The sequence below is a fragment of the Serratia sp. 25CWL12 genome, assembly GCF_055790885.1.
On record NZ_CM147698.1, the window covers coordinates 1,385,347 to 1,398,618 of the forward strand.

The 13,272-nt window shown below is 45.3% G+C and carries 7 protein-coding genes and 2 tRNA genes; 5 read left to right on the top strand and 4 right to left on the bottom strand.

The features are described 5' to 3' along the window. Positions 1 to 195: 195 nt before the first annotated feature. Entirely contained in the window at positions 196 to 921 is a 726-nt protein-coding gene (ubiG, locus tag ACX9GV_RS06025) for a bifunctional 2-polyprenyl-6-hydroxyphenol methylase/3-demethylubiquinol 3-O-methyltransferase UbiG (RefSeq protein WP_023491374.1), read from the bottom strand. 272 nt (positions 922 to 1,193) lie between these two features. Between ubiG and gyrA the strand changes: the two genes are divergently transcribed. Both gyrA and rcsC read left to right on the top strand, forming a co-directional pair. Further along, positions 1,194 to 3,833 carry a DNA topoisomerase (ATP-hydrolyzing) subunit A gene (gyrA, locus tag ACX9GV_RS06030; protein WP_473197397.1) on the top strand — a complete coding sequence of 880 codons (2,640 nt, stop codon included), beginning with the start codon at positions 1,194 to 1,196 and terminating at the stop codon, positions 3,831 to 3,833. A gap of 109 nt (positions 3,834 to 3,942) precedes the next feature. Next, complete coding sequence (gene rcsC / locus ACX9GV_RS06035) at positions 3,943 to 6,804, top strand: two-component system sensor histidine kinase RcsC (protein ID WP_473197398.1); 2,862 nt, start codon at positions 3,943 to 3,945, stop codon at positions 6,802 to 6,804. Between the two features lie 19 nt (positions 6,805 to 6,823). Here the strand turns inward: rcsC and rcsB are convergent, their stop codons facing one another. Both rcsB and rcsD read right to left on the bottom strand, forming a co-directional pair. Next, complete coding sequence (gene rcsB / locus ACX9GV_RS06040) at positions 6,824 to 7,474, bottom strand: response regulator transcription factor RcsB (RefSeq protein ID WP_037383815.1); 651 nt, start codon at positions 7,472 to 7,474, stop codon at positions 6,824 to 6,826. Further along, complete coding sequence (rcsD, locus tag ACX9GV_RS06045; protein ID WP_473197987.1) at positions 7,467 to 10,160, bottom strand: phosphotransferase RcsD; 2,694 nt, start codon at positions 10,158 to 10,160, stop codon at positions 7,467 to 7,469. Before rcsD ends, rcsB begins: the two co-directional genes overlap by 8 nt. A 299-nt stretch (positions 10,161 to 10,459) precedes the next feature. Here rcsD and ACX9GV_RS06050 point away from each other — a divergent pair. Continuing rightward, positions 10,460 to 10,547 (top strand) — tRNA-Ser (locus ACX9GV_RS06050). A 314-nt stretch (positions 10,548 to 10,861) separates the two neighbouring features. Beyond that, a tRNA-Thr gene (locus ACX9GV_RS06055) sits at positions 10,862 to 10,937 on the top strand. Between the two features lie 462 nt (positions 10,938 to 11,399). Here the strand turns inward: ACX9GV_RS06055 and ACX9GV_RS06060 are convergent. Continuing rightward, entirely contained in the window at positions 11,400 to 12,275 is an 876-nt protein-coding gene (locus ACX9GV_RS06060) for a PD-(D/E)XK nuclease domain-containing protein (protein ID WP_473197399.1), read from the bottom strand. A gap of 327 nt (positions 12,276 to 12,602) precedes the next feature. Here ACX9GV_RS06060 and ACX9GV_RS06065 point away from each other — a divergent pair, with 327 nt between their 5' ends. After that, the gene (locus tag ACX9GV_RS06065; RefSeq protein WP_338756125.1) at positions 12,603 to 13,193 is read left to right on the top strand and encodes a hypothetical protein; all 591 of its coding nucleotides are present in this window, start codon (positions 12,603 to 12,605) and stop codon (positions 13,191 to 13,193) included. The last annotated feature ends 79 nt before the right edge of the window (positions 13,194 to 13,272 follow it).

Below are 13,272 nucleotides of genomic sequence, written 5' to 3' on the forward strand. Positions count from 1 at the left end.
TTTGTTCGCCTCAGCAAAATGATAACTGTTTGCCGCTTTATTAAACGTTAGAAAAAAACGGTATATTGATCTGCTTTAGTATTCTTAAAAATGATTTGCATGGCAGTTTTTGATCACAGACAGAAGATAACCCTGCATGGTGAGTCACAAACAGACCGGCGTTGGCAAGAGCAACCCCGGTCGCGTCTCTCTTGCTTAACCTTGGTGCTGCGTATGCACCATATAATTCACATCCACATTGCCGCCCAGTTTGAAATGATCAGTCAATGGGTTGTAATGCAGACCGATCATATGCTTTTCGCATAGTACGCTACCATCAAGCCAGCTAATCAGCTCAGAGGGGCGGATAAACTTGCGATGATCGTGTGTCCCCTTCGGTACCATCTTGAGCAGATACTCGGCACCAACAACGGCCAGCAGCCAAGCTTTGACATTACGGTTGATGGTAGAGAAAAAAACATGGCCCCCTGGTTTCACCAGATGCGCGCAGGCTCGCACTACCGAGGAGGGGTCAGGCACGTGTTCCAGCATTTCCATACAGGTGACGATGTCATATTGCTGGTGATGGGCTTGTGCATGGCTCTCTACGGTTTCCTGCACGTAAGTGACCTGGATACCGCTTTCCAACGCATGTAAACGGGCAACCTGCAATGGCTCGAAACCCATATCTAACCCGGTCACCACCGCACCTTCGCGGGCCATACTTTCTGACAGAATGCCCCCACCACAACCCACATCGAGCACCTTTTGGCCAAAAATACCCCCCGAGCGTTGCATGATATAATCGAGGCGTAGTGGATTGATTCGGTGCAAAGGTTTGAACTCACCTTCCAGGTCCCACCAGCGTGCGGCGACAGCTTCAAATTTAGCGATCTCTTGGTGGTCAACATTTTGGGCGTGATGCGATGAGTGGGCTTTCATAAGTCTTATTGGTTCCTTATCTTTCTCTATGCGGATTATATACCCAAGTGGGGCAAGTTGCAGCCAGCAACTCTACCGCTTGAATGGCGACCAGTATTCCATAATCCTTGCTGCAGCACGGCGGTTGTTAATGGCCGTTATCGCATTTGTCCTGATATTTGCGTTAAACAATGGCGGTAATTTTCCCGTAAAGCCTGCTTTGTGGTATAATTTCACCTCTTTGGCACCATGCCAAGGCAGATGAATCATTCAGTATGAGGGATAGTAGCTCTATGAGCGATCTTGCCAGAGAAATCACACCGGTAAATATTGAGGAAGAGCTGAAAAGCTCGTATCTGGATTATGCCATGTCCGTTATTGTCGGGCGTGCGTTGCCAGATGTCCGTGATGGACTCAAACCGGTGCACCGACGCGTTCTGTTCGCGATGAATGTACTGGGTAACGACTGGAATAAACCCTATAAGAAATCGGCCCGTGTCGTTGGGGACGTAATCGGTAAATATCACCCCCATGGTGACAGTGCTGTCTATGACACCATTGTCCGTATGGCCCAACCCTTCTCTTTACGTTATATGTTGGTCGATGGGCAGGGCAACTTCGGTTCTGTTGATGGCGACTCTGCTGCCGCAATGCGTTATACCGAAGTGCGGATGGCAAAAATTGCCCATGAATTGCTGGCTGATCTGGAAAAGGAGACCGTGGATTTTGTACCTAACTATGATGGTACAGAACAGATCCCGGCAGTGATGCCAACCAAGATCCCGAACCTGCTGGTTAATGGTTCATCGGGTATTGCCGTGGGGATGGCCACCAATATTCCCCCGCATAACCTGTCTGAGGTGATCAGCGGCTGCCTGGCTTATATTGATGATGAAGACATCAGTATTGAAGGGTTAATGGAACACATTCCTGGCCCTGATTTCCCCACAGCAGCAATAATCAATGGCCGTCGTGGCATTGAAGAAGCTTATCGTACTGGCCGTGGCAAGGTGTATCTCCGCGCTCGAGCTGAAGTTGAAGCGGATGCCAAATCTGGCCGCGAAACCATCATTGTGCATGAGATTCCCTATCAGGTGAATAAAGCCCGCCTGATTGAAAAGATTGCTGAACTGGTAAAAGAAAAGCGCCTTGAAGGTATTAGCGCCTTGCGTGATGAGTCTGACAAAGACGGCATGCGTATTGTGATTGAAGTCAAACGTGATGCTGTAGGCGAAGTGGTCTTGAACAACCTTTACTCGCTGACCCAACTGCAGGTGACGTTTGGTATCAATATGGTGGCGCTACATCAAGGCCAGCCAAAACTGCTGAATCTGAAAGATATTCTGCGGGCATTTGTTCGCCATCGCCGTGAAGTGGTGACCCGCCGTACCATCTTTGAATTACGCAAAGCTCGCGACCGCGCCCATCTCTTGGAAGCGCTGGCGATCGCACTGGCAAACATCGATCCGATTATTGAATTGATTCGCCATGCGTCAACTCCCGCAGAAGCAAAAGTAGCGTTGATCGCTCAACCTTGGGCTCTGGGCAACGTTGCTGCGATGCTGGAGCGTGCTGGTGATAATGCCGCACGTCCTGAGTGGCTGGAACCTGAGTTTGGCATCCGTGATGGCAAATATTACCTGACCGAGCAACAAGCACAGGCAATCCTGGATCTGCGTTTGCAGAAACTGACGGGCCTGGAGCACGAGAAACTGCTGGATGAATATAAAGAACTGCTCACTGTGATTGCTGAGCTGATCTTTATTCTGGAAAATCCGGAACGCTTGATGGAAGTGATCCGTGAAGAGCTGGTTCTTATCCGTGATCAGTTCGGTGACGCCCGCCGCACCGAGATTACCGCTAATACTTCTGATATCAATATTGAAGATTTGATCAATCAGGAAGATGTGGTGGTGACATTGTCGCATCAGGGTTATGTGAAGTATCAGCCGTTGAGCGACTATGAAGCACAACGCCGTGGTGGCAAAGGCAAGTCGGCTGCCCGGATTAAAGAAGAAGATTTTATTGACCGTTTATTGGTGGCCAATACCCACGATACCATTCTGTGCTTCTCTAGCCGTGGGCGACTATACTGGATGAAGGTCTACCAATTACCGGAAGCGAGCCGTGGTGCCCGTGGCCGTCCGATTGTCAATTTACTGCCGTTGGAAGCCAACGAACGTATCACTGCCATATTGCCAGTTCGTGAGTATGAAGAAGGACGTCATGTGTTTATGGCGACCGCCAGTGGTACGGTGAAGAAAACGGCACTGACCGAGTTCAGCCGTCCGCGTAGTGCTGGCATCATTGCCGTTAACCTTAATGACGGTGACGAACTGATTGGTGTTGATTTAACGGATGGCAGTAACGAAGTGATGCTGTTTTCTGCCAATGGGAAAGTAGTACGTTTCCCGGAAGGGCAGGTTCGTTCTATGGGCCGTACCGCCACCGGTGTCCGCGGTATTAACCTCGGTGCAGGGGATAAGGTAGTCTCACTGATTATTCCTCGTGGTGACGGTGATATCCTGACGGTCACACAAAATGGCTACGGCAAGCGTACTGCGGTGACGGAGTATCCCACCAAATCACGTGCCACCCAAGGGGTTATCTCCATCAAGGTCAGCGACCGTAATGGCCAGGTTGTTGGGGCGGTACAAGTGGATACCACGGACCAGATCATGATGATCACCGATGCAGGTACGCTGGTGCGTACTCGTGTGGCGGAAGTCAGTGTGGTTGGTCGTAATACTCAAGGCGTCACCTTGATCCGTACCACGGAAGAAGAAAACGTCGTGGGCTTGCAACGTGTTGCTGAACCGGTTGAAGATGAAGAGCTCGATAGCCTTGAACCGGGTGAAGAGGAAGCAGAAGAACAGGCTGAACCACTCGATGAGGATGATGTCGAAGACGGTACAGATGATGAAAACGCTTAAGTTATAACCGATGCTGCAACTTGAAGTATGACGGGTATACTCAAGTTGCAGTCCATTCTTGCCACATGAATCATGACGGGTATACCACCGGCTTTGGTATGGTATCAGATTGAGATATTTGACTTCTTTTCGAACTATTTTAGAAGTTTCCCGCTATCTGTTCCGGGTTATGGCATTCATGCTATGGTCGTTAGGCGTGTTGCTTACCTTTTTTCATATTCGGGATATTCTGAATAAGAAAGAGTCTGAAGTCCTGCAGGAATATGATCTTAACTTCGAGCATGCTCAACGCTATCTACACCGTTCTGCGGACCTTATCCGTGACTTCCAATATATAGTCGAAAAACACCTTACCAACCCAACCGATACTCAGCAACTATTGACCAATCAGGAAAATAGCGGGCAGCAGCTTACGTTTAACCCGCTGTATGGTGAATTAAATTGCTTAATCGATACTGCCTCGCACGATTCGCTGCGTGTTCTAAACCAGCAGATTGAGTATTGGAAGAAGAGCTTTGTGGCGGACTATGACCTGAATAGGCTGTTTTTTATCACCGCGGATAGCTGGTGTCTCACGGAGTTTGCCAGTAATTATAGTACTGTCGATCAGCAAACCTTGTTTAATTCGTTGCGTGCACGTATTCCTAAATACCGTAATAGCAATAGTTCAGATAAAGGTCATGATCTCTATTGGGTTATCCCCAGCGCCGAACAGTCGGATGTGGGATATCTGTATGTGATGACGCCGGTTTATATCAACGATAAATTGACCGCACTGCTAGGCATTGAACGTACTGTACGGCTGGATAATTTGATCACTTCAAGTCATTTGCCACTGGTTGTCGCGGTGCTTGATGAAAACAACGAACCACAGTTGCGGTTGGTAAGCGGTGATGGTCCGCACTCTTCACTCAATGAATATCCGCAGGAGCACAACTATTTTGGCTATGCCGATAATTACCATGACCTGACTTTGAAAAAGGGTTTGCAGCCTTCTTCATTAAGCATTGTTTATGTATTGCCAGTTAATAATGTGGTGTCGCGTTTCGATCTGTTGGTCAATGCACTGCTGTTTAATCTGTTCACGGCTGTACTGCTATGGGGCCTAGTGTGGTTGTTGGAGCGCAAGATAATCTTGCCAACTCAGGAAGATGCTCTTCGCCTAGAGGAAAATGAACAGTTTAACCGCAAAATTATCGCTTCAGCGCCGGTGGGCATCTTTATCTTGCGTATCAGTGATGGGGCCAATATTTTGAGTAATGAGTTGGCCTATAACTATCTTAATTTACTGACTGGCGAGGACCGAGAGCGAATTACGCGCCTGATTCGGGAACAACAAGTCAATCTGATCGATGTGATAACCAGCAACAACAATAACCTGCAAATCAGTTTTGTCCATTCCCGTTATAGCAATGAAGATGTGGCCATTTGTGTACTGGCAGATATCAGTTCTCGAGTGAAAATGGAGCAATCATTGCAAGAGATCGCTTCGGCAGAGCAGTTGGCCAACCAGTCTAAATCGATGTTTCTGGCCACGGTAAGCCATGAGCTGCGTACACCACTGTATGGCATAATTGGCAACATTGACTTGTTGCAAAAGCAGACTTTACCGCAAGGCGTGGAGCGTCTGGTTAATGCAATGAATAACTCATCAGGGATGTTGTTGAAAATTATCAGTGACATCCTGGACTTCTCCAAGATTGAATCAGAACAGTTAAAGATTGAACAACATGATTTTTCTTGTCAGGAAGTGGTCACGAATATTACGGGTAATTATTTACCGTTGGTAGTCAATAAACGTCTTGGCTTGTACTGTTATATCGAACCCGGAGTGCCAGAGCGGATAAAAGGTGACCCGCTGCGTCTACAGCAAGTCCTCTCCAATCTATTGAGTAATGCCATTAAATTTACCGATACTGGCTGTATTATTTTACAGGTGGGGACCTATGACAGTTATTTGGAATTCAGTGTGCGTGACATGGGTATTGGCATTCCGGAAAAAGAAATAGCTCATCTGTTTGACCCTTTCTTTCAGGTTGGCGGCAGTGTACAGGGCCACTTTCAGGGTACAGGTCTAGGACTGGCTATTTGTGAAAAGCTGGTTCATCTAATGGGGGGGGATATCGCAGTGGAGTCCGAACCCGGGCTCGGTAGCTTATTTACTATCCGTATTCCATTATTAGGTGCGCAGTTCCCACCACCACAAGTCATTGATTGTTGGTTGGGTAAAACATTGTGGCTGCAGATGCGTAATCAACACTTGGAAAGTTATCTAATGCTACTGCTTACCGAGCAAGGGGCCAGAGTGCTGCGGTATGAAGATCAAGAGATGGCAGCCGATGATGTTTTACTGAGTGATTATTCGGTACAGGTGGCGACGCCCTTGTCGATGCGGATTGAGTTTTCTATGGCGCATATTGGACCGTCATTTGAGGTATCACCAGGTTATTGGTTACACTCTACTGCGATGCCATGGGATGTTCTCCCACTGTTAAACCGCCTGTTTAGCGGTGAAATTCAACGTGGTAGCGACACAGTGATGCCTCCGCAGGTTAAAGATACTGATGTCAATAACAGAGATATTCACTTGCTGGTGGTAGAGGATCACCCGATTAGCCGGCAGTTGTTGTCTGACCAACTGACGTTATTAGGATATCAGGTAATGACCGCTAATGATGGTCTCGATGCCTTAGATGTACTGGAGCGAACCACAGTGGATATCGTGCTGACAGATGTCAATATGCCCCGTATGGATGGTTATTGTCTGGCACAGCGGTTACGTCAGTCCCATTTTACTGCACCCGTGATTGGTATAACGGCGAATGCGCTGGCGGAAGAAAAACAACGCTGTATTGAGGCGGGAATGGACAACTGTTTATCAAAACCGGTGATACTAACTTTATTGGAACAGACACTTACCTACTATAGTCAACAAGTACGACGAAACCGGGCAGAGCATGAGCCCGGTTAAGTGCTGAGTAATGCCTGGCCTAGTCTTTCTCCAACTGAGTCATGTTGATGGAGGAGAGGTAGTTAAGTAAAGCGATATCGTTATCAACACCCAACTTCGTCATGGCTGATTTTTTCTGGCTACTGATAGTTTTAATGCTGCGATTAAGCTTTTTGGCAATTTCCGTGACCAACAGCCCCTCGGCGAACAAGCGTAACACTTCACTTTCTTTCGGCGACAAGCGTTTGTCACTATAGCCAGTGGCGTTGATTTTCTCCAGCAACCTGGTAACGCTTTCAGGGGTGAATTTTAACCCTTTCTGCAGTGCCGCCAAGGCTTGTGGCAGGTCAGTAGGCGCACCTTGTTTCAGTACGATACCTTCAATATCCAAGTCCATCACTGCACCAAGAATAGCAGGGTTATTGTTCATGGTCAGCACGATGATTGACAAGTGCGGGTAGTGGCGTTTGATGTATTTAATCAGGGTAATGCCATCACCGTATTTGTCCCCTGGCATGGAAAGATCAGTGATCAATACATTCGCATTCAGTTTGGATAGATTGTTGATTAATGATGTCGAGTCTTCAAATTCACCAACGACATTAACCCATTCAATTTGTTCAAGTGACTTGCGGATACCGAACAGCACAATAGGATGGTCATCAGCAATAATTACGTTTAGGTTATTCATGTTGTTGGCTACCTTCCTCCAACAGTCTACTGATGAAAATATCAATTTGACTGAGGTCATGGTCAATCTTAAGTGCATCACCTTCTGCGATGTGTCGTTCTAACGATTCACACAGTTGCTTTCCGGGTAGCAGGTTTAACATCGCAAACGCACCTTTCAGACGGTGTGCGGTTTGAGATAGAGCAGCGAAGTCACTATGCTCCTTGGCAGTATATAGTTTTTTAATATCAACTGGTACTGTATCAACAAACAAATCAATATAATTACTTGTTTTTAATTGTTTTTTATAGTGCTGAATATCATCCTCAGTGAGAGATATCACGTGATTTTCTTCTGCCAATTGCAGTTCTATTAGCTGTGTAATGGCGTTGAGCATCGCACCGGTGAAGTTATAGTTGACTCGAATGATCTGTTCGCCAAGCTGCTGGCAACCGGTTTCATCACTTGCCAGCAGGAGGGTATAACCGGAGATTAACTGTGGGTCATCAGTAATCACTATGTCATATGCTTGATTATTCTGACGTTCATCAGCGATCAAATAACTGGCTCCATAAGCCTCCAGAAGATGAGTAGTGATACTGCGGACCTCGTTAGAAGTGATATCCAGCCGCGCTTTTATCCCATCCAGTAGTTTTTCCTCTGCTTCTTCCGTCGGTTTCTCCAACTCCATGGTGACTCGAATCGTGTAGCGGGTACCGATATCAAGTTTACTGCGGATAGACAAATCGCCATTAAGCGCCTTACATAATCGATTACACAGGAAGAAAGTTAGCCCAGAACCATGATTGAAGCGATCTTCGCGCATTTGACTGAGGAATGGATAAGTCAGGTTACTGAGTTCATCACTGGAGATACCTGAGCCGGTATCATTGATATGAAATAAGAGATGTTCTGGGTGATCGTTTTCATACTCGACGCTCAGAACGATCTTGCCATAAGAAGTGGTGATAATGGCGTAGCGAAGCAGCAGTGAGATAACTTTGCGTAGTATATTGGCATCACCAATATAGTGCTGACCCGCATCAAGATGGAAATGGTGGAATAGGGTCAACCCTTTTTGCTCAATCAAGGGGAGCAGGTCTAGCAGTAGTTCATCCAGGAGTACTGCGGGACTAAATAGTTGGTATGAAGGTTGGATATCCTGCGTTTCCAGGCGAGTTAGCAAGATAATATTGTCAATGAGATCTAATACTGATGTCGAAGTTTGGCTCAGTTGCTTGAGGAGGCTTTGTTGCTGCTGTGGTTCGGGCTGTGTATTCAGTCTGCCAACCAGATTGTTGATTTGATTTATCGGTTGATTGAGCTCAACAGCTAAATTTTGCAGCATCAACTGACGTGCCTGAACGGTTTTATCGTATTCATGTTGAGCTTGTTGCAGCCGTTTATTGACGACCATCTCTTTTTTCTGGTCGTCAAGCAGGAACAGATAGGTTTCTGCGGAACGTTGACTATGGCACAGACGGATCTCATAGATTTCATTGTTTACTGTGGCTTGGATCACCCCATGATGTTGCTTAGCCATATGGGCGATTTTTTTTAAATTGAGATGGGGCCGTAGATGATCAGCAATTTTATTGCTGGCAATCGCTCTATTGCTGGCAAAGTCATAGACTATCAGGCCGCAAGTGAGGTTATTGATAATTTCATCAGTCAGCGAGCGCTCTTTTTCGAGTTCGACAGCCATATTTTCACTGGGGCGGATGTATTGATGGCGGATAAAATAGAACCCTATAATCGATAGCATCAGCAGTAGCAGATTGACCACCAGTAGCCAGATATTATTGCGTAGTAGGTCAATGACCAGGTTAAAGATTGAAACACGATAAATCAGTTTAAGTGGCGCATTGGATAGCGGCAGGGTGAATTCAAGCCAGCCCCGGTGCAAGGTGGTGGTGACCTGGTGTTGCTCAGCGTCAGGTGCGGCAATATTGTCAAATTCATCATTATCGTCCAATAGCAGAAAATTGCTGCGTGCCATATTCAACGGAATGATATCGTTAATGGGCAATTCAAAGGCGAGGACAGTGGCCAGATGTCCGGGTTGGTTGAACGTGGTACGAATAGAGAATGAATAGTTGCCCTGGAAACGCTGTTTACGCAAGCCTGAGAAACTCTCGCGTTTATCGAGCATATTCGTCTGTTGCAGTATTTCAGCACGTAGTTCCGAAGCGAGGGCGGTCAGGTAATTTTCTTTTAACCGTGAGGTCAGATCCTTAATCGATTGAGTGGTCACCAGACTCAGGCTGTTATCCCGCCCGTTAAGATAGTAGAGCGTATAGTTTTCTTTTTTAGTTCCCCAGCGGCTGTCAAGAAAGTTTGAAATATTGCTAATCATGGCTAACGTGTCATTGCTGTGGTTGCCAAAAATCAACACATCGGTTTTATTTCTTTTTTTATCAAGATAATAAACATCTGCATTCAAGAGCTTCTCTTTCTGCTCAGGTTCCATGACAGGGGTCGTTGGGTTGCCAAATTTAGTGTAAATCTGCTGGGTGAGATAACGATAATTATCAATACGGCTTTGCACCGCGGCAGTGATACCGATGATGGCATTTTTTTTATCAGCCAGATAGGCGTTGGTGTAGTTGTAACCATATAAAATCAGGGCAACCACCAGCAGTACACTCTGCAACCAGAAGCTGCGGATAATATGGCGAGATCGGTGTGGTGATTGTCTATTTTGCAGCATGACAACAATTTCCTGAAGTAAACGGCGGACCGCCAGCACGATACCAAGAGTTATACACGACTAAGAGTTACACACTGGCTCCCTAACAACAATACATAATATTGCCTTACCACACTCACCCCGTGAGCACCACTTCACAAGTATAATACTTGAGTGATGACGGGTGTGAAATGGCCACTCGCATGTCCAGTGGTTGGATGTTGGATTAAAATTTAATCGAATGAACCGGTTAAAGTTTTTTTTTGCATGAAAACAGTAGACAGTTTATAACGGGGTCGCTAATATTTGCGCCCATTGGAAGGATGGCCGAGTGGTTTAAGGCAACGGTCTTGAAAACCGTCGACGGGCGACTGTCCCAGAGTTCGAATCTCTGTCCTTCCGCCAAATTCTCATAAAGACTGTTTTATAACGGTTTTTATCCTAGAATCCCCTGTAGTTACACAGCAGTGTGAGACAGGGGATTTTTTATGCGTACTGGTCTGGCTAAACCTGGTTCTCATGATGACTTCCGTCGTCGTGTTCCTTTAATGACTTAATGAACGCTTTGAACCACCAGGCAAAGCAGAGAAATGACGAGTGTTAGTACAATAAGCTGATTTTTTAGTCGAAGAGACAAAAAATGCGTTGATTACCCTTGCTTATCTCGGTTCGGTTGTATTATATTGCCGTCCGCGGAAATGTAATGCCGCAAAAATTTCGCCGGCTTAGCTCAGTAGGTAGAGCAACTGACTTGTAATCAGTAGGTCACCAGTTCGATTCCGGTAGCCGGCACCATATTAAAGAACCTCAGCAGATGCTGGGGTTTTTTTATGGGCGATTGGCACCGGATAGGGTAGTGATACTTTCAGTTTTGGGGCAAACGGCAGACATAAAAAAACCAACCCTAACAGGTTGGTTTTTCTATAAAAAGTTGATCGGCATGAAAGGATTTGAACCTTCGACCCCCGCCCCCCGTGACACCGGGTAACGTTCTCTGAAAGTCTCGCCAGCTCTGGCTTTTAGTTGATTTTAATGTTTATACAAACAGTGCATTTTCTGCATAAACCGACCTCTACACATCAATAACTTAGGTAGGGGTTTTACCATGATGTTTTTGACTATCCTGTCTTATTTGGATTAGCTCATACTAGACCCGATAGTTTTCTCGGGCAGCGCACAATCAAATCTGGCGGTCGACTTTGGGCGATAAGACGACTAATTGGCTCAGTGCTCACCTGTAAATCTTGGTTAAGATCGCTAAAGTATAAAAACTTTAACGATTATTTCACCGTCTTTAGAGGCTCTTTTTCCTTCAAGATCTGATTTAAGCCCTTCTGAATTCGTAATGAACTTGTTCGGATCATAGATCACACACCATAGATTTTTGCAGTCCAGATGATGTCGGTAATGTTCAATATCGATAATGAGCTCATCACCTATTTTTTTTGCATGGGGCCGATCACGTACAATTTTTGTTTCCAGCACTAATTTATGTGCTGGCAACAAAAAATCCATTCGCGTGCTTGAACCTGCATAGCTTGGGGTAAATTCTTCGGGGCGGATATCCTGAACCCATGGTCTGAGTAGCGCATGAAGAAGGTCTTGCACATCGTATTCGCTATTAAAAGATAATACTTGGCTGCCTTTTCTCCTATGAGTTAGAGGATGCATTGCGCGATGTAAACCTCTGACCAATCTTTCTAGTAAGCTCTCAACCTTTTCTGGCATCATTGACAGTTGATAAGTGGCTGCTTGGTCTGGACAATCAAAATTGTTTCGTGGGATGTGATCTTGGGGCAGTACACGTCCAAATCGATAATATCTAAGTCCATTATCTTGTAAAGCTGCTTCTATTCTCTCACGTTTTTCTTTCCATCCCATGTATTCAGGGGTTCCTTCTTTAGGAGGAAGATCCATAAACTCCTCAATGACTTCGCCTAGCACAGACAAGCTATCAGTTTCCGGATCTTGCCCAGCTAAGAATAACCAGTCTTTCCATTTCGTACTATGAGAGCCTGCTGGAGGCTCACCTGGTGCACCTGCAGATAGAAATAACATATCTAAGGCTGTGTGAGAGCCAGAGTTAGCAATAACATCGCCAACCACTTTGCATAAGGATCTTGATAACCTCATGTAAGTCCCCAACAAATTAGTGATAGTAAAAATTTTATCATATTTGTAACTCTCTATAGCATAAGTAATGTTCGCTCCTGGCACGAAACGGACAGACTGATGGACTGCAAGGTCTGCTATGAGCGAAGAGCGGACGTTATGAGTAGCTTGCTAGTTAAGTTTATTAAGTTAAGATATTGTGTTGCCGCAGTAGCTTGCTCAAGTGAGGAACGTAAAGTTCCTGCTCGAAATGCTGGGAACAAGGTTTTAGTAGGTTAACCATATAAACTAAAAAAATTTAACGAGGTTAGAATGAGGCGGTTTTGTACTGTACTGGTTTTGTTAAGCATGGCTTATTTCATCATAGGTGGTTTATTTGCGTATTTAAATAAATTGGAACTGCCAATTTATTTAAATGGGATGGCTATTGTAGGTTTTGTAATGACTATTGTTTGCATCTATTCATTGTCGAAGCCTGCTATTACACAGTCAGATTTAGAACAGCTTGAGGCCACTTCATTAGAGTCCATAACTAAGACTATTAGTGAGTTAAAATCCCTAAAAACGAATAAAAACTCAACTCAAGAAGAAATCTTAAATCTTGAGAAAAAAAGAAAGGAAATGGAGCTTTTAGTAAAGAAAGCCAGTATGGCATTGTTTTTCCGTGAGCAACTTAACTACCATGAAAGACGTATACTTTCAGAAATAAAGGGAAGTGAAACCCTCAACCATAGTTTGTCAGAGATAAAAGAAATAAAAGGCAAACTTAAGGCATTGGATGAAGAAATTGCATGTGATCCCGAAGTTGAGTTTCTGCGTTCAATACTTTTGGAAGCAAGCAGGCGAACGCCAACACTCGATGAGCTAACAGAGGGTATGCCATTTATATTTAGAATTATGGCTCGCTCAACACAGTTAATACTTGGGAATAAGATATAAAAACCTGTTGCATACATTTACATCACAATTGCTCATAGTTTCATATCGAGCAATTGTGGGTGAAAGTTATTCACAATCA

What these genes read in the sequence shown, in the direction of transcription:
- ubiG (WP_023491374.1), bottom strand. Translation starts at nt 921, where the DNA reads ATGAAAGCCCACTCATCGCATCACGCCCAAAATGTTGACCACCAAGAG.
- gyrA (WP_473197397.1), top strand. Translation starts at nt 1,194, where the DNA reads ATGAGCGATCTTGCCAGAGAAATCACACCGGTAAATATTGAGGAAGAG.
- rcsB (WP_037383815.1), bottom strand. Translation starts at nt 7,474, where the DNA reads ATGAATAACCTAAACGTAATTATTGCTGATGACCATCCTATTGTGCTG.
- ACX9GV_RS06060 (WP_473197399.1), bottom strand. Translation starts at nt 12,275, where the DNA reads ATGAGGTTATCAAGATCCTTATGCAAAGTGGTTGGCGATGTTATTGCT.
- ACX9GV_RS06065 (WP_338756125.1), top strand. Translation starts at nt 12,603, where the DNA reads ATGGCTTATTTCATCATAGGTGGTTTATTTGCGTATTTAAATAAATTG.